At 69.4% G+C, this 21442-nt stretch carries 19 protein-coding genes and 2 pseudogenes; 4 read left to right on the top strand and 17 right to left on the bottom strand.

Annotated features, from left to right (window positions below; all coding sequences use genetic code 11):
• The 4 genes and pseudogenes from ACZ5XS_RS42330 to ACZ5XS_RS42315 all read right to left on the bottom strand — a co-directional run.
• The coding region (locus ACZ5XS_RS42330) for a potassium-transporting ATPase subunit KdpA (protein WP_468660674.1) at positions 1–584 on the bottom strand (584 nt) is incomplete at its 3' end.
• Positions 585–592: 8 nt separating this feature from the next.
• Complete coding sequence (gene kdpF, locus ACZ5XS_RS42325; RefSeq protein WP_033264828.1) at positions 593–682, bottom strand: K(+)-transporting ATPase subunit F; 90 nt, start codon at positions 680–682, stop codon at positions 593–595.
• 812 nt (positions 683–1494) lie between these two features.
• Positions 1495–2466 (bottom strand): annotated as a pseudogene (locus tag ACZ5XS_RS42320) (IS110 family RNA-guided transposase); the annotation flags it as partial.
• A gap of 509 nt (positions 2467–2975) precedes the next feature.
• Positions 2976–3299, bottom strand: a pseudogene (locus tag ACZ5XS_RS42315) (helix-turn-helix domain-containing protein); the annotation flags it as partial.
• Between the two features lie 236 nt (positions 3300–3535).
• Between ACZ5XS_RS42315 and ACZ5XS_RS42310 the strand changes: the two are divergent.
• A complete protein-coding gene (locus ACZ5XS_RS42310) occupies positions 3536–4675 on the top strand; it encodes a TrkH family potassium uptake protein (protein WP_468660672.1) in 1140 nt (379 codons plus the stop codon).
• On the opposite strand, the gene ACZ5XS_RS42305 is transcribed toward ACZ5XS_RS42310, so the two are convergent.
• The 9 genes from ACZ5XS_RS42305 to ACZ5XS_RS42265 form a co-directional block, all read right to left on the bottom strand.
• Positions 4623–6944, bottom strand: coding sequence for a beta-L-arabinofuranosidase domain-containing protein (locus ACZ5XS_RS42305; protein WP_468660670.1), 2322 nt, complete (start codon positions 6942–6944; stop codon positions 4623–4625). The two genes, ACZ5XS_RS42310 and ACZ5XS_RS42305, sit on opposite strands and share 53 nt — an antisense overlap.
• Positions 6945–7016: 72 nt before the next feature.
• Positions 7017–7970, bottom strand: a complete 954-nt coding sequence (locus tag ACZ5XS_RS42300; protein WP_468660668.1) for a glycosyl hydrolase — start codon at positions 7968–7970, stop codon at positions 7017–7019.
• A 113-nt stretch (positions 7971–8083) separates the two neighbouring features.
• A complete protein-coding gene (arfA, locus tag ACZ5XS_RS42295; protein ID WP_468660666.1) occupies positions 8084–9607 on the bottom strand; it encodes an arabinosylfuranosidase ArfA in 1524 nt (507 codons plus the stop codon).
• A gap of 437 nt (positions 9608–10044) precedes the next feature.
• Positions 10045–10212, bottom strand: a complete 168-nt coding sequence (locus ACZ5XS_RS42290) for a hypothetical protein (RefSeq protein WP_468660664.1) — start codon at positions 10210–10212, stop codon at positions 10045–10047.
• A gap of 40 nt (positions 10213–10252) precedes the next feature.
• Positions 10253–11074 carry a carbohydrate ABC transporter permease gene (locus ACZ5XS_RS42285; protein ID WP_468660662.1) on the bottom strand — a complete coding sequence of 274 codons (822 nt, stop codon included), beginning with the start codon at positions 11072–11074 and terminating at the stop codon, positions 10253–10255.
• Entirely contained in the window at positions 11074–12102 is a 1029-nt protein-coding gene (locus tag ACZ5XS_RS42280; protein WP_468660660.1) for a carbohydrate ABC transporter permease, read from the bottom strand. The genes ACZ5XS_RS42285 and ACZ5XS_RS42280 overlap by 1 nt, the downstream gene beginning before the upstream one ends.
• Positions 12099–13442, bottom strand: a complete 1344-nt coding sequence (locus ACZ5XS_RS42275; RefSeq protein ID WP_468660658.1) for an extracellular solute-binding protein — start codon at positions 13440–13442, stop codon at positions 12099–12101. Before ACZ5XS_RS42275 ends, ACZ5XS_RS42280 begins: the two co-directional genes overlap by 4 nt.
• Positions 13443–13648: 206 nt before the next feature.
• On the bottom strand, positions 13649–13963 hold the full coding sequence (locus tag ACZ5XS_RS42270) for a hypothetical protein (RefSeq protein WP_468660656.1): 315 nt from the start codon (positions 13961–13963) through the stop codon (positions 13649–13651).
• On the bottom strand, positions 13960–14190 hold the full coding sequence (locus ACZ5XS_RS42265) for a hypothetical protein (protein WP_468660654.1): 231 nt from the start codon (positions 14188–14190) through the stop codon (positions 13960–13962). Before ACZ5XS_RS42265 ends, ACZ5XS_RS42270 begins: the two co-directional genes overlap by 4 nt.
• Positions 14191–14542: 352 nt before the next feature.
• On the opposite strand from ACZ5XS_RS42265, the gene ACZ5XS_RS42260 reads away from it, so the two are divergent.
• Genes ACZ5XS_RS42260 through ACZ5XS_RS42250 form a run of 3 tightly spaced genes read left to right on the top strand, consistent with a single transcriptional unit; the run spans position 14543 to position 17595 of the window.
• A complete protein-coding gene (locus ACZ5XS_RS42260; RefSeq protein ID WP_468660652.1) occupies positions 14543–15538 on the top strand; it encodes a glycoside hydrolase family 43 protein in 996 nt (331 codons plus the stop codon).
• A gap of 9 nt (positions 15539–15547) precedes the next feature.
• A complete protein-coding gene (locus ACZ5XS_RS42255) occupies positions 15548–16585 on the top strand; it encodes a LacI family DNA-binding transcriptional regulator (RefSeq protein WP_468660650.1) in 1038 nt (345 codons plus the stop codon).
• 2 nt (positions 16586–16587) lie between these two features.
• On the top strand, positions 16588–17595 hold the full coding sequence (locus ACZ5XS_RS42250) for a LacI family DNA-binding transcriptional regulator (protein WP_468660676.1): 1008 nt from the start codon (positions 16588–16590) through the stop codon (positions 17593–17595).
• Between the two features lie 412 nt (positions 17596–18007).
• On the opposite strand, the gene ACZ5XS_RS42245 is transcribed toward ACZ5XS_RS42250, so the two are convergent.
• The 4 genes from ACZ5XS_RS42245 to ACZ5XS_RS42230 all read right to left on the bottom strand — a co-directional run bounded on the left by ACZ5XS_RS42245 (position 18008) and on the right by ACZ5XS_RS42230 (position 21113).
• Positions 18008–18253, bottom strand: coding sequence for a hypothetical protein (locus ACZ5XS_RS42245; RefSeq protein WP_468660648.1), 246 nt, complete (start codon positions 18251–18253; stop codon positions 18008–18010).
• 90 nt (positions 18254–18343) lie between these two features.
• Positions 18344–19420: a lactonase family protein gene (locus ACZ5XS_RS42240; RefSeq protein ID WP_468660646.1), complete on the bottom strand. Its 1077-nt coding sequence runs from the start codon at positions 19418–19420 to the stop codon at positions 18344–18346.
• Between the two features lie 65 nt (positions 19421–19485).
• Positions 19486–20445, bottom strand: a complete 960-nt coding sequence (locus ACZ5XS_RS42235) for a sugar kinase (protein ID WP_468660644.1) — start codon at positions 20443–20445, stop codon at positions 19486–19488.
• Complete coding sequence (locus ACZ5XS_RS42230) at positions 20442–21113, bottom strand: bifunctional 4-hydroxy-2-oxoglutarate aldolase/2-dehydro-3-deoxy-phosphogluconate aldolase (protein ID WP_468660642.1); 672 nt, start codon at positions 21111–21113, stop codon at positions 20442–20444. The genes ACZ5XS_RS42235 and ACZ5XS_RS42230 overlap by 4 nt, the downstream gene beginning before the upstream one ends.
• Positions 21114–21442 lie beyond the last annotated feature (329 nt).

The raw sequence follows: 21442 nt of genomic DNA, 5'->3' as shown, positions 1-21442 counted from the left end.
TGGATCACGCCGCAGGCCACGAGCACGATCGCGGCGACCACGGAGAGCGGCAGCAGGATGCGTACGACACCGCGCACCATGTCAGCCCAGAAGTTGCCGAGCTCCCCGGTCCGCGAGCGCGCGAAGCCTCGGACGAGCGCCACCGCGACGGCGATGCCGACGGCGGCGGACAGGAAGTTCTGCACCGCGAGGCCGCCGGTCTGGACGACGTGGCCCATGGCCTGCTCGCCGTAGTACGACTGCCAGTTGGTGTTCGACACGAAGGACGCGGCGGTGTTGAACGCCTGGTCCGGGTCGATCGAGGAGAAGCCCAGTGAGCCGGGCAGGCTGCCCTGCACCCGTTGCAGCAGGTACAGGAAGAGCACACTCACCGCGGAGAAGGCGAGGACGCCGCGCAGATAGGCGGGCCAGCGCATCTCGGCGTTCGGGTCGGCGCCGATGCCCCTGTAGATCCACTTCTCCAGGCGCAGGTGCTTGTCGGAGGAGTAGACCCGGGCCATGTAGTCGCCGAGCGGGCGGTATGCCAGTGCCAGCGCCGCCATCAGCGCGAGCAGCTGGAGCACACCGGCGAGGACGGGACTCATATCAGGACTCAGAACCTCTCCGGGAACACCAGGGCAAGGACGAGATAGCCCAGCAGGGCGACGGCCACGACCAGGCCGACGATGTTCTCGGCGGTCACAGCTTCGTCACCCCCTTGGCGACGAGGGCCACCAGCGCGAAGACCGCAATTGTGGTGACGACGAAGGCCAGGTCGGCCATCGCGAACTCCTAGATGAGGTTCGGATCGAACGGACGATTCGAGGAAAGCGCCTCGCCGGCCGGATTCGGCGGGTGTTGACGCCTTCCTAACGGCGGCACGTCCGCTCTTGACGGAACCCATACGCCGGAGCCCCCGCGGGTGTGCCGGGCCAGCTCTCCCGTGGAACGCCGACGGCCCACACCGGTCAGGTGCGGGCCGTTCGGGCGCAGCGGTCAGGAGATGCGGAACCGCAGCCGGCAGATCACCACGTCCGTGTCCCGTCGTACGGACACGGCGGGTCGCGGGACACCGTATGTCGTCGCCTCGCCTGCCCAACCTGTTCCCGATGACGACAATGGCCTGCGAAGGCGATCGGGGCGTTCCTCTCAGCGCGCCTGGCCCTGAGCCTGTGGATCACTGGAACGTCGCGACCCTTCCTTTACGGCGATGGCGACGATGAGGAGACCGGATGGGGTCTGCCCAGGACCAGCCGAGGGTGGCGTCGAGGACCAGGCCAACCAGGGGCACGGCCGGTGGTTCGGCAGGTTCTGCCGTGTACACGCCCAGGTTGTTGGCGAATGAGTTATTCGGACGAGGGCCGGACGCTGGTGAGGAAGTGCAGGACGGCGGAAGTGGTCTCGGCGGGGTGGGTGAGCAGTCCGCCGTGCGCGGCGCCCGCGATGACGGTGAGTTCCCCGCGGGGCAGGGTGTCCGCCGCGGCCTGTCCGGTGTGTGGGGGGTGCCCCTATGGGTTACGTCAACCCCGTGGGGGCGGGTTGGGGGTCGTAGAAGGTGCCGTCGCGGAGCATCGCGAAGAGCACGTCGGCTCGTCGTCTCGCGAGGCAGAGGAGGGCTTGGGTGTGGTGTTTGCCCTGCGCGATCTTCTTGTCGTAGTAGGTCCGGGAGACCGGGTCGGCCAGGGCCGCGAACGCGGACAGGAAGAAGGCCCGTTTGAGCTGTTTGTTTCCTCGGCGGGAGGGCTGTTCGCAGCGGATCGACGAGCCCGAACTGCGGGTCGCCGGAGCGAGTCCGGCGTAAGCGGCGAGGTGGGCGGCGGACGGGACCCTGCTGCCGTCGCCGACGTCGATGAGGATCCTGGCTCCGGTCCTGACGCCGATGCCGGGCATGGACGTCAGGACCTTGGAAAGAGGGTGGGCCTCCAGCAGTTCCTCGATTCTCGTGGCGAGGAGCTTGCGCTGGTCGAGCACGGCTTTCAGCGAGCTGGCGAGGCTCGGGACGATCAGGGCGGCGGCGTCCGTGCCGGGGACGACGACGGTCTGCTCGTCCAGCGCGGTGAAGATGTCCTCGACCAGCCGCTCGGCCATCCGCTGAGCCATCGGGCGTATCAGGCTGATCAGCCGGCGTCGTCCGGCCTTGCGGATCAGGGCCGGCGAGCCGAACTGGTCCAGCAGTTGGAGCACGGCCGGGTGCTGGATGCGCGGGCCCAGGACGCGTTCGAGGTGCGGGTGGATCTGGGTGAGCAGGCCGCGCAGCCGGTTGCTGATGCGGGTGGCCTCGCCGGCCAGGTCGTCGTCGAAGCCGACGATCATCTCCAGCTCGGCGATGGTCTCGTCGTCCAGCTGGATGGAGCGGAGTGTGTGTGGCATCGACCGGGCGGCGTCGGCGATGACGAAGGCGTCGCGGGCGTCGGTCTTGTCCTCGCCGGGATAGAGGTCGGCGATCCGCCGCATTGTGAGACGGGAAGCGCCGCCCGGTATTTCAGCGGCACTGCTGCGGGCCAGGTGATGACTCGCTCTTTGGTCCGGTGGCACACCGGCTCCACTCACACGGCCGGGGGTGTGCGACAGCATCACCGCGGTCTGCAAGCGGAGGGAGGCGATCGCCTCGGCCAGCTGGTCACGCAGGCACACATCCGTATCCAACTCGTATGCCGTCACAGCCGGGCCCAGGGCGTCCGTCGTGCCCTGACCACCCGTCTCCCGACTCAAGGGAGCTGGATTTGTCAAGGGAGCCGGTCCGCAACGGCAAGCACCGCAGCGGCCGCAACCAGCAGCACTGAGTAGATGACCATCACTGCCCGGCTCCACCCGCTCTCCCGCCGGACGCCGACGCTCAGGCCATCCCGCCCGGGCCGGGAGCCAGAAAGCCCGAGGGGTGCCGCGTACGGCACGGTGTCGTCCACGCGAGGATTCACGCCCGGACCAACGCGTGATCAATGCTTTCGACACAGCGCAACCGTCGTCACCACCCGTTCAGCCCACCCCGCCGTTCTTCAGACGGAGGCGTTCTTAGGCCTTGCCGGGAAGAAACACGTCGGTTTGATCTCGGTCTTGTCGGGGCCGAGGAACCTGGCGACGTCTTCCCGTGTGCGGAAACGGGCTGTTGAGGCGGGGAGATGAACGCCATGGGTTTCCAGGAGCGGGCGGACGTCTTTCACTGCGCGGCTGATGGTCGGCGGTGGTGTTGAAGAGCTGGCCCAGCAGGTCCATGGTCGCGAGTCTCGCAGGTGGAGCACGGTGACCAGGACCCGGTCGGCTGAGGTGAGCTTGGCTTTGGCACCTGCGCCAGGGGCCACCAGGCGCTCATGGCCTCCCCGTGCACCGCGTCAGCCGCTCTGCTCGTCATCATCGTGGCACTGGGCACGTGGCGCTTCGCGCGCCGGGACATCAACACCTGACGCCCGGCCCGGGCGGTGAGAGCAGGCCGCGTCTCGGCCGGACGGTCCCTGCGAGCCACCGACGGGTAGGGTGACGGCCGCGCGGGGTTTGACGGGCTCCGTACGAAGTCCATACCAATCCTTGACGGACTGGACGTACACGAGGAAGGCAGCCGGTGGCAGGACGTTCCGCGCAGGCGCGCCGGTCGCTGTTCACCGCGCACCCGGCCCGCACGGTCGTGCTGGCCTTCGCCGCGGTGACCGCCCTGGGGACCGCGCTGCTCGCGCTGCCGGTCGCCGCCGAGGACGGTAGGGCCACTGGGCTGGTGACCGCGCTGTTCACGTCCACCTCGGCCGTGTGCGTGACGGGCCTGGCGGTGGTGGACACGGGCACGTACTGGAGCGGCTTCGGCGAGGGCGTGATCCTCGCGTTGATCCAGGTCGGCGGCTTCGGCATCATGACGATGGCCTCCCTGCTCGCCCTGCTGGTCTCCGGGAAACTGCGGCTGAGGATGCAGCTCACCGCGCAGGCGGAGACCAAGAGCCTGGACATCGGCGACGTACGCCGGGTGCTGCTCGGCGTGGCCGGCACGACGCTGATCGTGGAACTCGCGGTCGGCGCGGTCCTCTCCCTGCGGTTCCGCTTCGGCTACGGCAACTCCATCGGCGACGCCGTATACCTGGGCTACTTCCACGCCGTGTCGGCCTTCAACAACGCCGGCTTCGGCCTGCACGCCGACAGCCTCACCCGCTACGCCCAGGACCCGTGGGTCACCCTGCCCATCGCCGTGGCCGTCATCCTCGGCGGACTCGGCTTCCCGGTGCTCCTGGAGCTGCTGCGCCACCGGCACCGCCGTCGCACCACCGGCCGCCGCAACTGGACCCTGCACACGAGGCTGACGCTGGTCACCACCGTGGTCCTGCTGGCTGTCGGCACCGTCCTTACCTGTCTGCTGGAGTGGACCAACTCAGGCACCCTGGGCCTGTACGACTGGCCAGAGAAGCTTCTGAACGGGTTCTTCCATTCCACGATGACCCGGACCGCGGGCTTCAACTCCCTGGATATCGGGGCGATGCACGCCTCCACGCTCCTGATGACCTGCATGCTCATGTTCGTCGGCGGCGGCAGCGCCGGGACGGCGGGCGGCATCAAGGTCACCACGTTCGCGGTCCTGGCCGTCGCGATCATCAACACGTACCGGGCAGTGCCCTCTCTCCCGGTCGGCTCCGGGTGGGACGACGCAGTGCCTTCCGCCACCTCGGCTACGTCGCGCATGGTCGCACCAGGCGCACCTCGCGCAGCCGGACGGTGGTAGCGGGGCCGGCCGCTTCGAATCGCACCTTGAAGGGTCCGGCTGGCCGGTCCGTGTCGAGCGGGAACATCTGGCAGATTTCCTCACCTTCGCGATCTGGCGAAGGCGTGATCGTGCCCAGCGTCTCTCCGTCGACCAGCACGCGGGTCGGCCCTGCGGCTTCGTCCGACAGGTGGATCACCTGAAGCCCGGTGGCTGAGCCGTCCGGGTCTGCCAGCCGGTAGGACCACCATCCGGTGGCGGCCCGCCACCTCAGCCCGTCGGTGAGGCCCGACCACGTGTCGTACCCCAGGAACCGGTGGTCGGTCTCGGGCTGTTGCTCGCCCGCGGCAACGGCGTCAACGGTGCGATCGTGCAGCGCGAGTGCCGCCCCGTCGGCCGCGCGGAGTTCCGCCCGCCGCTCCTTCAGTCGCTCCGGCTCCGCCAGGGGGAAGTACAGGACGTAGCGGGAGTCGTGGATGCCGGCGAACGGGACGAGGGTGACGGACTCGCCCGGTCGCGCATCCACGTGATCCAGGGCGAACGCCACCCGGTCCGGGGCGAGTCGGCGCACGCCGGCCGCCAGATCGGAGGTGCTCGGGGCGAGCACGACGGGCAAGTGCTCCAGGGGGCGCAACGGGCCGCCGGCGACATGTCCCATCCGGGAGTCGTCGGCGAAGTGCCCGACCAGGTCGCCCCGGTCTCCCTCTGCCGCGAGGACGCTGGGACCGAAGCGGAACGACACCCACGGTGAGCCGTCGGGGAGCAGCTCGGCGCTGATACGCGGGCGAAGGCACACGGTGATCGTGTCCCCTTCGCGCCACTGCCGCTCCAGACGTACGTAGGTCAGGGGCTGTTCGCCTGCCCCGCGGCGAGTCGTGAGCGGGGCCGGTCCGCCCACGGGCGGCGCGCCGTTGATTCGGACCTGCGGGCTCCCCTCGTGCCAGCCGGGGACGCGTATGTGGATCGCCACAGGGGTGGCGGGAGCCCCGCGCACCAGCAGTCTCACCTCGTCGTCGTAGGGGGCTGTCCCGGTCTGCTCCAGCATCAGGTTCTGTTCGGGCAGACTGAGCCGGGAGGCGATGAAGAGGTTGACGAACAGGTCGTCACCCTCGGCGGTGTACACCAGCTCGCCGTACTTGGCGTGGTTTTCCAGCCCGGTGCCGACGCAGCACCAGAAGCAGTTCTGGGGCGTCGACACCACGCGGTAGTGGCCCGGTCGCACCGGTGTGAAATACACCAGCCCGCCCGTGGGATGCAGGGACGACAGGATGTGGTTGACCGTCGCACGCTCGTAGTGGTCGAGCACCTCGGCGTCCGGCTCTTCGAGGAACAGCGCGCGGCTCAGCTTGAGCATGTTGTAGGTGTTGCAGGTCTCGGGGCCCTCCGGCGACTGGAGCGCGGAGGTGAAGTCGTCGCGGGGGTGCAGGTGCTCGCGTACGGAGTTGCCGCCGAAGGAGAACGTCCGGTGCCGGGTCATGGTCTGCCAGAAGAACCGGGCGGCGTCCCGCAGGCCGGGGTCGCCGACGACCTCGCCGAGCCGCTGGTAACCGACGACCTTGGCGATCTGGGTGTTGCCGTGCATCCCGTCGAGGACGTCGCGATGCTCACGCAACGGGCCGAGCAGGGACCGGTCCAGGAACCTCCGGGCCAGGGCGGCGTACCGCTCCGTGCCGGTGATGTCGGCGAGGTCCGCCAGAGCCTCGCACATCCCACCGAACTCGGTGCGGAGCATGGCTTCGTGGGTGCCGTCGTCCATCTCCGCCGCCGCCCGGTCCCACCAGTCGGCCAGCCGTCTGACGGCGGTCAGGGCCAGGTCCGAACCGGCGTGGCGGTGGGCGTCCAGCAGGCCGGCGAAGATCTTATGCAGGTTGTACCACGGAACCCAGGCACCACCGAGCTCGAACGAGTCCCGCTCCACCTGCCCCGCGGCCACCCGCTGCCACAGCCGCACGCCGTCGGGAATGCCCCCGACGTAGCCGGTGCCCAGGGCGTCCTGGCACTCGACCATGCCCTGAACCAGACGTTCGACCATGGCCTTCGGCCGGGGGTCGTCCGTCACCGCGCTCATGAGAGCGGCGCCCGACAGCGCGTGCCCGACGGTGTGGCCGTCGAGACCCGAGTTCTCCCAGTTGCCGTAGGACTCGGCAACCGGCGGCAGGCCCGCCTCGCGCCGCAAGGGCGCGAGGAGCCTGTCGGCGTCAAGGGACAGCAGGTAGTCCAGGGCTGTGGCCTGCGCGTCCAGGAACGGACCCGGGAGAAGGCGTACCGTACTGCGGGGGAATGTCTGCATGGGTGGTGGTCTTCTTTGTTCGTCATGTGAACGGCCGTCAGGAGGTCAGGCGGGAACAGCGAGGCTCCCGCGTCACCGGTCAGGCCCTCCGAGGGGGAGGATGGGGGCCTCGAGGGTTTCGTCGCGGTCGCACACGAGGGTGTCTCCGCTCACCCGGAGGCGGGCGACGTGGACCGAACTCCGGCGGTCCTCGTGGCTGGTGTGGGGTCCGGGGCGGTCGTCGGACCGCCTGGGGTGCGAGAAATAGAAGACGAACGCGCCGAGTTCGCTGGTGACGACGTCGACGTGGTAGCCGTATCCCCCGTCGTCCGGGCCCTGCCCGGGTCGGTCGAGGATGAGTCCTCGCGGTTCCCATGTCTCCAGGTCCGTCGAGTGCAGAACCCGCTGGCCGTGCCATTCGTCGATGAGCATCCAGTAACTTCCGTCCAGCTCGAAGACGTTCGGGCCTTCGTGCTCCGAGATCTCGACGGAGGGTCCCCGCACGGCCCACTGGGCCAGGTCGTCGCTGTCCGCCGCGTAGGTGTGCCCGTGATCGGCCTCGTCCTTGTACCACATGCGGTAGCCGCCCGTGGGGAGCCGCAGGACGCAGGCGTCGATCACTCTGTCGGACGACAGCGACAGAGTGGAACGGTAGGTCCACGAGAAGAGATCGTGGCTCGCGTAGTGGCGGATCACGCGTGCGTGGCCCGGCCACTGGGTCGGCACGCCGCGGATCACGCTGACGTACATGTGGTATTCGGTTCCGTCGTCGACGATCTCGGGGGCCCAGAAAGTATGCCGCCCGGGCTCGGTGTTCAGCCCTTCGGCGATTCCCCGGTACAGCCAGGTGGCTCCCCCGTCCGCGGAGGACGCGACTCCGATGTCCGTTCCGTGGATCCAGCTCACGTCGTCGATCGGCGGTGCGTCCGCGCGTCGGCTCGTGTAGAACATCCACCACTCGCCGGCCTGCCGGTTCCAGATGACGGTGGGGTCGGTCGCGCCGTCGTGCATGGGGTCTCGGAACAGCGGGCGGGCAACGGTTGTCATCGGTTCTTCCCAGGTGTGAGTGTGATCGTGCCGCTTACAGCCCATGAGCCGGTGAATCCGCCAGGTGGATCGGCCGTGGCAACAGCCCATGGACAGTCAGTGTGTCGGAGGCGTCAGTCCTGCTTGGCCGTCAGCCGGATCATGTTCCAGGAGAGCGGTTCGAGTTCGGCGTGGAGGACGCCGTCGGTGACGGTGGTGCCGGTGGCGGGGTGCGGGACGACACGGTCGGGCCGGTCCGCCGTGTTGGTGGCCTCCGGGTCGCTGTCGGCCAGGACCAGGTGCTCCATCAGGGTGTGGGCGTCCACTCCGCGCAGGTCGATGGTGAGCGGCAGTGCGTCGGTCTGGCTGCGGTTGACCGCGAAGACGGTGATGTCGCCGCTCTCGTCGTCCATGACGGCGGTGGCGTGGAGCAGCGGCACCTCGCCGAACTTCGCCGTGGTGTACGTCGGGCTGTCCACGTCGACGCGCAGCACCCGGCCGCGCCCGTACGCCGAAGCCTGGGCGAAGGGGAAGAACGTGGTCTGCCGCCAGGCGTGGCCGCCCGGCTCGGTCATGATCGGCGCGATCACGTTGACGAGCTGGGCCAGGGAGGCAGCGGTCACCCGGTCGGCGTGCCGCAGCAGCGCGATGAGCATCGAGCCGAACACCACGGCGTCGGTGACGGTGTAGACGTCCTCCAGCAGGCGCGGGGCCTGCTGCCAGTCCTCCACGGCGTGCGGGTTGGGCCGCTGCTGGTACCAGACGTTCCACTCGTCGAAGGAGAGGTTGATGCGCTTGGTCGCCTTCAGCCGGGCGCGGACGTAGTCGCAGGTGGCGACCACCGACTCGATGAAGTGCTCCATGTCGACGGCGGACGCCAGGAAGGAGTCCCGGTCCCCGTCGACCTCCTCGTAGTAGGCGTGCAGCGAGACGTGGTCGACCTCGTCGTACGCGGCCTCCAGGACCGTGGCCTCCCAGGCGGCGAACGTCGGCATGGACGACGCCGAACTGCCGCAGGCGACCAGCTCCAGACCCGGGTCGATCAGCTTCATGGCGCGGGCGGTCTCGGCCGCGAGGCGCCCGTACTCCTCGGCGGTCTTGTGGCCGATCTGCCAGGGCCCGTCCATCTCGTTGCCCAGGCACCACATCCTGATGTCGTACGGCTCCTTGGCGCCGTGGGCGATGCGGCGATCGGACAGTTCGGTGCCGCCCGGGTGGTTGCTGTACTCCAGCAGCCGCAGAGCGTCCTCCACCCCGCGGGTACCGAGGTTGACGGCCATCATGGGTTCCATGCCGGTCTTGGCGCAGAAGACCATGAACTCCCCGAGACCGAACTCGTTGGTCTCGGTGGACTTCCAGGCCAGATCCAGCCGGACCGGGCGCTCCTCGCGCGGGCCGACGGAGTCCTCCCAGCGGTAGCCGGAGACGAAGTTGCCGCCCGGGTAGCGCACGGTGGTGACGCCCAGCTCCCGCACCAGTTCCAGGACGTCCTGGCGCAGGCCCTCGGCGTCGGCCTGCGGGTGGCCGGGTTCATAGAGGCCCGTGTAGACGCAGCGGCCCAGGTGCTCGACGAACGATCCATACAGCCGAGGGTTGACGGCGCCGATGCCGAACGCCGAGTCGAGGGTGAAGCGTGCGGGGGTGGTGCGGTGGGACATGACTGCCTTTCCTTGGCTGCTTCAGGCTGATGCCGAGAGTGGGCGAGGGTAGGTGCGAGCGGTGTGGAGGGCCGTGACTGCCGCGTCGGAGAACGACTGCGCAGACCACTGACGGAGCCTGTACCGGTGACAGATGACGGTCGAGGACCCTCGGCAGGGGTCCGGTGCGGGTGTCGAGCCGGTGGGTGAAGACCGCGTCGGCACCCGGGTCGGTGGCGAGGTCGTAACGGTCCGCCGGGTCGACGCGGCTGGTGGGCGTTGCTGCCCGTCTGCTGTTCGGTGACCGGGCCCGGCCCGTGGACGGCGACGTCCGTCAGCTCCACTAAGGCCTCCGTCCCTGTCGCGGCGGTGTTCGGCCACACTGCCGTGGTTCGTGGTCCGCAGCCGGCGCCCGTCCAGGTGGACGGTGAGCCGGCACAGGTTCGCGCCGCCGCTGCTCAACGGGGCGCCCGACGGTGACAGTCGGCCGTCGCCGTGGGCCGGACCAGCCCACCGTCCAGCGAGGGACGCACCGCCCGGAAGGACGCCCCGCTGACGGGCACCGGCAGCACTCCGGTGTCGTACGCCAGGTGTCCGGCGGCCCGGGCGCGCTGGGTGATGGTCATGCGAAGGTTCCTTTGCGGCGTGGTGCGTTGGCGAACTGTGCTACTTGAGTCCGGAGGTGGCGACCCCGGCGACGAAGCCGCGCTGCAGGATCAGGAAGAGCACCAGGACGGGCACGACGTACACCAGGGTTCCTGCCGCTACGAGATTGTTGAGCGTGCCGCCGTGTGAGTTGTGGTAACCGGTGGTGAGCTGGACGGCGAGGGTGGTGCGGTCGGTGTCCAGCAGCAGCGCGGGTGCGATCCAGTCGCCCCAGGTCCAGGAGAACGACAGGATCAGGCTGGTGGCGATGACCGGCCAGGACTGGGGCAGGAAGATCCGCCAGAAGATGCGGATCTGCCCGCAGCCGTCGACGATCGCAGCCTCCTCCAGTTCCTTGGGCATGTTGCTGAAGAACTGCCGGAAGAGGAAGATCAGATACGGTGCGCCGCACAGACCCCACAGCACCCACGGCATGTACGTGTTGACGAGGTGGAACTTGGCGAACAGCAGGTAGGTCGGGATGAGGGTCATGACCTGCGGCAGCATCATCGTCGACAGCAGCACACCGAAGATCACTCGTTTTCCCGGTGCTTCGAGCCGGGCGAAGCCGTACCCGGCCCAGGCCGAGGCGAGTGTCGCCAGAACCGAGTAGATGACGGCGATCGTCAGGGAGTTGCGGGCGTAGCCGAAGTAGTCCCAACTGGTCAGCGCCTCCAGGAAGTTCCCCGGACTCGGATGGTGCGGCCACCAGTGGATGGGGACGGCACGCAGTTCCGACGGCGCCTTGAACGCGGTGATCCCGAGCCAGGCGAAGGGACTGAGTATGAGGACGAGGACGCCCACCAGGAGTATGTAGACGACACTGCGCCGGGAGAGCACCATCACGCGCCTCCGATCGTGCGGATCTTGGTCTTCGCTCGCTCCGGCTCCACGGAGTAGAAGACCGCGCCCTTGCTGAGTTTGAAGATGATGAACGTGACGGCGACGATGATCAGGAACAACACCCAGAGCAGGGCGGAGGCGTAGCCGTATCGGCCGGCGAGAAGGTACTGGTCGAGGACGTGGATCATGAAGAGGGAGTTGCTCTCCGGGACGGATCCGATGCCCTTCGTCGTGGGGTCGAGCGAGATGAGCAGCGGTGCGAAGGTCTGCAGCGAGGCGATGATCCCGGTGACGACCTGGAAGAAGAGGACCGGGGAGAGCAGTGGCAGGGTGATCCGGGTGAAGGACTGCCAGGTACTGGCGCCGTCGACCCGGGCCGCCTCGTGCAGCTCCTTGGGGATGTCCTGCAGTCCAGCCAGCGAGATGATCATGACGTTGCCCACGCCCCACAGGGTCAGGACGATCAGTACCCAGCGGGCGTAGGGATCCGCCAGCCACGCGAGCCCGTTGACGTTGAAGAGATCCAGAAGACCGTTGGCCGCCCCCGAGTCACGGTCGAAGATCATCCTGAAGGTGAGGGCGGCACCGACCGGCGGCACCACGGCAGGCAGGTACAGCAGGGTGCGGAAGAGGCCGCGGGCCCGGATCGGCTGGTTCACCAGTACCGCCAGGAACAGCCCTGCCACGATACTCAGCGGCACGGTCGTCAAGGTGAACAACCCTGTGCGGGCCAGGGAGTGCAGCGTCTCCGAGTCGGAGAAGACCTGCTGGTAGTTGTCCAGGCCCACGAAGCGGGAGTGGTCCGACAGCCCGTCGGAGTTGGTGAAGCTCAGCCACAGGGCGTACCCGAGCGGATAGGCCGTCAGGCCCAGAAACCCCAGCATCCAGGGTCCGGCGAAGACGTAGAAGGACCAGGCCCTGCGCGTCGTCAGAGAGAGGCGCCGGCGCGGTGGCCGGGTGGCCGCCGCCGCGGCCGGGCCCTGCACAGCGGGCCCGGCGGCGGATTCGGTGAGCTGCCCGGTGCTCACCCCAGGATGTCCTTGCCCTGGGCGAGCAGGTCGTTCATCTGCTGGTTCAGCTCGTCTGCGACCTTGCCCGCGGACATACCGGACTTGACCGCGCCCGGCACGACCTTGCTGATCACTCCGTCCAGGGCATCCCTCTGCGCGTACGGGGTGAACGACAGGACCGAGAAGTGGGTGAGCTCCTGCTCCTGCACCTTGAAGGCCTGCTTCTGGTACGGCTTGTCCTGCGGCATCTTCGTGCGCAGCGACGTCAGGGTGGGGATGCCCCAGCCGCCGGCGGCCCGGCCCTGCGCGGGCGCTCCGCCGAAGAACCACTCGAAGAACTTCCAGGCCGCATCCTTGTTCTTGGCCTCCGTGGGCATCCAGAAGCCGGTGGCGCCGAAACAGGGGCTGATGCGTCTGCTGCCCAACTGAGGCGCGGGGGCCAGGCGCGAGACCTCGGCGACCTTGGGGTCGCCGGCGATGGCCCCGCCGAACCAGTAGCCGTCGCCGGCCATCGCCATCCGGCCCGCCTGGAAGGTCGGCCAGTCCCAGCCGTCCGGGTTCGGGTTGACGACGCTCGGGCCGATGTCGGCCTTCGTGTAGTCCAGGTACCACCGCAGCGCCTTGAGCGCCTCGGGGGACGAGAAGTCCACCGAGGCCAGGTCCTCGGCGAACAGGCTGCCGCCGGCCGACGCGGTCATGCTCATCAGCGGGGAGATGGAGCCGAGCGCCGTGACGCTCATGCCGTACACCTTCACCTTGCCCAGCCGGCGCTTGACCAGGCGCTTGCCGAGATCCAGCCACTCCTCGTAGGAGAGCGGGTCGGTCTCGCTGGGCAGGTCCAGCTTCGCGGCCTCGAACAGGTCGGTGCGATACCAGAACATCTGGTCCTGTGAGAAGTCCTTGGCCATGCCGTAGCGGGGGCCCGAGCCCTGCTTGCTGCCGTCGAAACGCCAGAGGTCGTTGACCGGGTCGAGGTCGGAGGGCTTGAGCACCGTGCTCTTGGCGAAGTACGGGTCCAGGTCGGTCATCAGCTTGCGCGCCGCGAAGTACGGGGCTTCCGTGGCGCCGGACCCGCGCACGATGTCCGGCGGCGTCTTGGCGGCCAGCAGGGCGTTGAGCTTGGCAGCGTCGTACTGGAGGAACCTGATGTTCACTCCCAGTGCCTGCCGGGCGGCCTTGATGTCTATGTCCTCTTTTTCGCACATGACGGTGAGCGTCGTGCTGCCGCTCTTCGCACCGCCGCCCGAGCCGTCGTCGACGGAAGCGGCACAGCCGGACAGCGCGGTCGCGCCGAGCGCGGCACCGGAGAGGGTGAGGAAACGACGTCTGTCGAGGGACACTGAGGGCGGAAGGGACATCTTGGACAGCCTTTCGTGCGGGGAGAGCAAGGAAGGGGGAACGGCCGCGGGGAGGAGCGGGGCTCGGGAGTGGGCGAATGCTGTGGGTGAGGCGGCAGGCGGGAGCGAGGATCACGGGCGTGCGGTGGGCCGGTGGGCCGCCGCTAGGAGGCCGATGAGTCGTCGGCAGGGCAACCGGTGCCGGCCCCGGGAAGCGGGGGCGCGTATCAGTGTTGAGGCTGGGGGTGGGACGCCTCGGTGTCGCGATCGGCCGGCAACCGGTCGCGGTGGGCGGTGAGCCGCGCCAGGTGGATGACGGGCCGGCGTGGGCCCGGGCTGTGGCTGTCGGTGGGGGCCTGGTCCCGCTGGGAGTGGGTGGAGGCCCAGGCTGCGGCGGGTCCCGCGACGACGTCGGCGTGGTGTCCCACGCCCTGGTCGTCCGTGCGGGTGCCGGACGCGTCGAGGATACGGCCCGCCGGCGTCCGGTCGTCGAGGTCGGCGGAGCGGAACACGTCCTGGCCGTGTGGGCGGTCGATGATCATCCGGTATCGACCGTCCGGCGTAAGACCCTGGGGCCTTCGGCACGCGCGATATCCGGGGCCCGGAACGTGCCGGTCCCGGGCTCGAAGGCCAGGCTGTCCAGCACCCCGTGAGAGAACCGGTCGCGCCCGTTGGCGCTGATAGCCGTCGTACTGGACGACCGGATCGCCAGGCCCCCGTGGACGGGTTCGCCATACAGGGGGGCGGCGGCGGAAAACAGGGAGGTCATGCCGACCTTCTTCTGCCGGCGAGCGCCGACTTGGTCCGGAGGATTGCGCCGAATCCGGTAAACCGGAGGTTACGGCTGGGAAGCGGGATCAGAATGTCCGCCAGGTTCATCGTCGTCAAGACCTCCGGGCGAGGCTTTTTCGAACCGGCCTCGGGTGGCGACCCGAGATGGATCTCTTGGATATGTGATTCCCCCAGTTCAGACGGATGACTCCGGTGGAGATCCCCGCAGTACGACCCGCACCGCATACACGGTGCGCGAGAAAGTGGCGTCCAGATCCTTTGACAACGATGAACTTCGGGTGTGATGCTCCCACTGCCCGGGCCCGTGGCCCCGCACACGAGGAGACCCAGTGCCCCAGAGCACCCATCACATACGGCCCGTCGGCCACCTCTTCGCCTACTTCACCGGCGAGGACCACGCGGATGGCGAGCAGGTCCGCTTCACGTTCTGCGAGGGCCGCGGTATGAGCCGTTGGACCGAACTCGCCGCCATCCCCCCGCTGGCTCCGCCCGGCGGTGGAGCGCGGGACCCGTTCCTGATCCGTGCCGCGGACGGCAGCGGCTTCCACTTGCTCGCCACCGACCTGCGCATCCACGGCGGTGCCGGCTGGGAAGAGGCGATCACGCACGGCAGCCGACACCTGCTGGTGTGGGACTCGGCCGACCTGCGCAGCTGGGAGGGCCCCCGGCGGGTGCAGGTCATGGCGGAGCGGGCGGGCTGTGTGTGGGCACCGGAGGCCGTTTACGACCCCGGCCGGGAGGAGTACCTGGTGTTCTGGGCCTCCACCGTCTACGCGGAGGACGATCCCGGGCACCGCGCTCCCTCGTACCAGCGCATGTTCTGCGCGACCACCAAGGACTTCCGCACCTTCGGCGAGCCGCGCGTGTGGCTGGACACGGGCTATCCCGTCATCGACTCCACCGTCGTCGAGGACGACGGGTGGTTCTACCGGTTCACCAAGGACGAGCGTCTGCCCGGCACGCCGGACGCCCCTGACGCGAAGTTCGTCTTCGTGGAACGTTCCCGGGACCTGGCCTCTCGCACGTACGAGCCGGTGACGTCGGGCGTGGGCCGGGCCGTCGACGGGGCTCCGGGACTGGCGCACGCCGAGGGCCCGATCGTGCTCTCCGCGCCGGACGGACCGGGCTGGCTACTGCTGCTCGACGAATTCGGCGGCCGCGGGTACGTGCCCTTCCGAGCCGACCGCCTGGACAGCCCGAAGTGGCTCCCCGCCGCCGACGCGGCCGACTGCGCGCTGCCGCCGGGACTGCGTCACGGGTCGGTGCTGCCGCTCACCGAGGCGGAATGCGCCGCGCTGCGTACCTTGATCCTCGCCGAAGCCTAGAGTTCAGCCATGTCCACGATGAACGACGTGGCTCTGCGGGCCGGGGTCTCGCTGAAGACGGTCTCCCGGGTGGTCAACGGCGAGCCGAGCGTCAGCGAACAGACCCGGCAGAAGGTCAACGCCGCAATAGCGGAGCTGGACTTCCGGCCCAACTCGGTCGCCCGCAACCTACGCACCGGCCGGATCGACGTCGTCGTCCTCGCCCTGCCACAGCTGTCCCAGCCGTACTTCTCCTCCCTCGCCGAAGCGATCATGCGGGAAGCCGAGCGACACGGGCTCACCGTGCTGATCGAGCTCACCGACGGAGATCCCGAAGCCGAGATGGCGCTGGCGCGCGAACACGGTCCGCACCTGGGCGGGCTGCTGATGTACCCGGTGGGGCTGTCGGACGCACAGGCCCGCAGCGTCGCAGAGATCGTGCCGACCGTGTTCATGTCCGAGCGCGCCTACGACGCACCCGTCGACCGGGTCGCCATGGCCAACCGGGAAGGCGTCCGCGCCCTCGTCGGGCACATGGTGTCCCTGGGATACACCCGGATCGCCGCCCTCGGCGCCGACCACAGCGACCTTCCCGAGCGGTCGGCGGCCCATCTGCGCCTGGACGGCTACCGCGACGGCCTGCGCGACGCCGGTCTGCCCTACCTGCCCGAGCTCGTCATCGACGTACACCCTCAGTGGAGCCGCCCGTTGGGAGCCGAGGGCATCCGTCGGCTGATCGAACGGGGTACAGCGTTCGACGCCGTGGTCGCCTTCGCCGACGCGCTGGCGCTGGGCGCGCTGCACGCCGTACAGGAGGCGGGTCTGCGCATCCCCGCAGAGGTGGCCGTAGCCGGATTCGACGACATCGACGAGGCCGGCTACTCGTATCCGTCACTCACGTCCATCGCCCCTGGTACGGCACAGATCGCGAGGGAGGCGCTGGCCCTGCTCAACGACCGTATGAACGGTGCCGCCGCCCAGCCGGCGGAGCGGCTCGTCGTCGCCGACTGCGAGCTCATGGTCCGCGAATCGACTCTGGGAGGTATGGCCGCATGGGGCGGAGCGTGACGATGCGGACGGTGGCCGAAGTGGCGGGCGTGTCCGCCAAGACGGTCTCCAACGTCATCAACGGCACGGGCTCCTTCAGCCCCGAGACGGAACACCGGGTCCGTGCGGCCGTCGAGGAACTCGGTTACCAGATCAATCCCTTCGCCCGCGGTCTGCGCTCGCGGCGCACCGGCACCATCGGGCTGGTCCTCCCGAATGTCCACCAGCCGTTCCACGCAGAGCTTGCCGAACAGGTCATCAGGGCCTCGGAGATCGGGGGGCTGAAAGTGGTGGTCGAGACCACCCGCGGGAGCGCCGACCGGGAGCGGACCGCTCTGTCCACGTCGTACCAGGAACTCGTGGATGGGATCATCTACCTGCCGCACGCCCTCCCTCCCGAGGAGTACCTGTCGCTGCCCGTCACCCAGTCCACGGTCATCCTCGGCGAGCGCGCCGCCGATGCGGCCGGGCGGATCCTGGACTACGTCGAGATCAGCGACGAACAGGGCGCGCACGCGGCCGTCGCCCACCTGCTCGCCCAGGGCCGTCACCGTATCGCCGCCATCTGTCAACAGGGTGAGCCACGAGCCGGCTCCCGGCGCCTGCACGGCTACCGCAGAGCCCTCGCGGAATCAGGGGTGGCCTACGACGACTCCCTGGTGATCGGCGTGGCCGATCCCGATCTGTGGTCATCAGGGGCCGGTGCGGTGACCCGGCTGTTGCGCACCCGGGTGCGCTTCGACGCCCTGTTCTGCCAGACCGACGTCGTCGCCATCGGCGCGCTGTCGGTGCTCGAACGCAGCGGCGTGGCCGTCCCGGACGAGGTGGCGCTGGCGGGCTTCGACGACATCGAGGCAGCCCGCTTCACCTCTCCGCCGCTGACCACCGTGGACCCCCAACGGGAGTCGATCGCCCGTATGGCGGTGGAGCTGCTGCGCTCGCGCATGGACCTGCCGGACTTCCGCGAACTCCCCGGCCGCAGCGAGAGCGCCGGGTTCGCCCTGCGCGTGCGCGGCTCCTCCACGCCTTGAGGCGCGGGGTGCGGTGCGCCTGCGGGTCGCGACCCGTACGCGATTTCGCGGAATTGCTGCCGACCTGGCCATCGGCCCGCGTGAACAGCCCGCTGCTGTCGCCGTAGCCGATGCCCAGCGCCTGTCACGGTCCGCGTCCCCTCCGATGCCAAGTGGCGCCCGATCCGGGAAAGCTCCGCCTCACTCAGGTTGCGCCAGAGGTGCCACCTGTCCGCAACCTGCACCGCCTGGGGTGCCCCGGCGGTGGCGATCGACCCCGACGGCCGTGAACTCGGCCGTCTGCGCGAGCGGGCAGTGGTGCGTTTTCACGACGTGGTCCCAGGGGGGTGATGTCCTCTTCCTGGACGGTGGTGAAGACGGCCCGCGGGTGATCGAGCTGGTCCATGACAACGAGACGTCTGTCTGGCGGGCGTCAGTCGACCGGGGTGATGTAGACAGGGCCCTTGCGGAGCCGGCCGGGCCGCTTATCGGGGTGATGCTCCTGGATCATGAAGTGGAGACCGTTGAGAAGCCCCAGGTCGTAGCGGAATCCCTCCCCGGCGTCTGAGAGACCCTGGATGTAGGTCATAGCCCGCTGATAGCCCTCCACCTCCCTGCGGGTCTCGTCGCTGGCCTCCAAAGGATCCTCGCCGGACATCAGGTCCTCGACATCGTCCACCGACGCGGCGTAGCCCTCAATCGTGTTCGACCCGGCGATATTGCGTGCCCTGAGGGGCGGCGGGGGCGGAAAGGGACCGAGGCGGCCGCGTCAGAGGACGAGCGCGCAGACCACTGACGGAACGGACAGCGCCGGGCCCGCCTGCCGCAGCGATCCGTCGTCCAGGACACGCAGCGCGACGAGCGTGCCACTGTGCTGGTTGGCGACCAGTAGACAACCGCCCGCGTAGGTCAGGCCGCGCGGCCAGATACCGCCGGCGGATGTCTCGTCGACCGGTTCCAGCGTGGTGCCGGTGACCCGGAACGCGGCCACCGTGTCCGCGCCCCGGTTGGTCACCCACAGGAAACGGCCACAGGGCGAGGCCACGATGCCGCCCGGCTGGTTGGTGACAAGCTCCGGGACCGCCGTGGCGTGCACTGAGGACAGGCCCCTCAGCCTGCCAGTACCGGCGTCGTACCGGTGGCAGGTGACAGTCGAGGACAGTTCGTCCACGCTGAACACCAGCTCACCCCCGGGAGCGAAGGCAAGGTGGCGAGGACCGGAGCCGGGGTGCAGCCGGTTCACCGCGACCCGCTCCAGGGTGCCGTCGCGGGTGTCGAGCCGGTAGGTGAAGACCGCGTCGGCGCCCAGGTCGGTGGCGAGGATGAAACGGCCCGCCGGGTCGACGAGCACCTGATGGGCGTGACTGCCCTCCTGCCGTCCGGCGATCGGGCCCGACCCTTCGTGGACGGCGACGTCTGTCAGCTCCACCGCGCGTCCGTCCGCGGCGAGGCGGTGCACCGCCACGCTGCCGGGCGTCGTGTCGCCGCCGTAGTTCGCGGTCAGCAGCCAGTCGCCGTCCGGGTGGACGGTGAGGTGGCACGGGTTGGCGCCGCCGCTGCTCAACGGGCCGCCCAGTGGGGATAGTTGGCCGTCGCGGCTCCAGACCAGGGCGCTGACGGTGCCCGGATCGGTCTCGTTCGTGGTGTAGGCGACGTCGAGCCGGGGATGCACGGCCAGGAAGGACGCCCCGTTGACGGGCACTGGCGGCACTCCGGTGTCGTGCGCCAGGTGGCCGGTGCCCGGGGTGAGTCGCAGGGCGGCGATCCCGGCGCCGTTTCCGCCGGAGTCAGGTGTGTAGGAGCCGGTGAGGACAGTGACCCCATCGGTGGAGGAAGGCGTGGGCATGGGCGTGTTCCCTGGAAGTTCCTTGAACAGGTGGGTACTTGAGAGGATGCGGTGCCGGGAAGGGCTCAGCGCACGATGTCGTCGTAGTGGTCCAGCAGCCCCAGTTCGGAGCGCCGGGGCAGGCCTTCCCAGTCGCCGGTGGTGCTCACCGCGAAGGCGCCGAGCAGAGCCGCCGTCCGCAGCCGCCGTTCCGGGGGCTCACCCGCGAGCAGTTCGGCGAGATACCCGGCGGCGAACGCGTCGCCCGCGCCCACCGTGTCGAGCACGGTGACCGGCAGGGCGGGCTGCCGGTACGACCGTCCGTCGAGGAGGGCGTATGCTCCCTCGGCGCCGAGTTTGATCACGGCTCCGGCGGGGCCGAGGTCGCAGATGCCCTCGGCGAGCTCCTCCGGTCCGTCGGCGTCGGGAGCCATGAGCCCGCCTTCGTGCGCTCCCGCGAAGACCAGGTCGCTTCTGCGCAGCAGCGGCAGCAGCCTGCGCCCGGCCTCCTGCTCGTTCCACAGCAGCGACCGGAAGTTGATGTCCAGTGAGACGGGTACACCGGCGTCGACGGCGATGTCCACCGCGCGGGTGACGGCACGGGCCGGGTCTTCGCCCAGCGCCGGGGTGATCCCGGTGATGTGCAGGACCGCCGCGCCGGCGACGAGGTCCTCGGGGATGTCGTCGGCGGACAGCCGGGAACCGGCCGTGTGGGTGCGGTAGTAGCGGGTACGACTGTGCGTGGCCGTACGGCGTTCCCGCAGCAGCAGCGAGGTGGGAGCGGGGTCGCGTGCGGCGACCGTGGTGACGCCTTCCGCGCGCAGCTCGCGCAGGATGAGGTCGCCGAGTGCGTCGTCGCTGACGCGGCCGATCCAGGTGGCGGATCCGCCGAGTCGGCTGACGCCCACGGAGACGTTCGACTCGGCTCCGGCAAGCCCGAGACGCAGGTCGGAGCCCAGGGCCAGGGGGCCGGTTTCCGACCCGGCCAGGACCGCGAGGACCTCGCCGACGGTCACCAAGTACCCTTGCTGGGAAGGGTCGTTCACGGGTCCACCTTCTGCTGGCCGGGTGTGGCTCGGATCGTGTCGAGCAGCGTGCGGGTTCTCGCGGTGAGGGCGTCCAGGGTCTCCGGCGCCGGGTGGCGGTCCGCTCCGCGCAGCAGCGGTGAGCCGATGCCGACGGCGAGGGCGCCCGCCTCGAGGTAGTCGCATGCCTGGCCGGCGCCGACTCCGCCGACGGCGACGAGCGGGACGTCCGGCAGCGGCGCCCGCAGCTGCCGCAGGTGGGCGGGGCCACCGGTGCTCGCGGGGAAGAGCTTGACGGCGGTGGCACCGGCCCGCCAGGCGGTGGACACCTCGGTGGGCGTCCAGGCGCCGGGGTAGAACGGGATGCTCCTTTGGGTTGAGTAGCGGATCACGTCGGTGTCCACGGCGGGGGACACCAGGAACTCGGCCCCGGCCGCGAGCGCTTCCCGGGCCTGCTCGGTGGTGATCACCGTGCCGGCGCCCACCGCTACCTCGGGCCCGAGCTCGCCCCGGATGGCGGCCAGAGCGTCGAGGGCACCCGATGTGGTGAGGGTGATCTCCAGGCAGGTGATGCCGCCGGCCGCGAGGGCCCGGGCCACGGCGGGCAGTCCCGTCGCGTCGTCGGACCGGAGGATCGCCATGACCCGGGTGCGGCCCAGCTGCGGGGTGAGTGGGGGACGCTCGGTCACGACCTCACCGCCGTGGGCGACGTGCCGCAGCGCTGGGTGGTGGTCATGGGAAGTCCTACCTTTCAAGAGTGGTTGCTCGCCTTGAGCGCCTCGAGGGACGAGAAGTCCACCGAGGCCAGGTCCTCGGCGCTGGCGCGAGATGTCCCGGGCTGGGCACGCACAGCTGTCGTGCACATGTGTTGGCACCACATCGTCCGACCGCGACGGCGACGGTGGTCGCGTCCGCGGTGACCCTCCCAGGGCGCCTCGTGGCACACCCCGCCCATGGCCGGTATCCGACGTTGATACTGCTACGTTCGCATAGACCGATTTCTTCGGCTCTGCCCAGA

The sequence above is a fragment of the Streptomyces sp. NPDC033131 genome, assembly GCF_055578365.1.
This window is presented reverse-complemented; position numbering and strand designations above follow the sequence as displayed.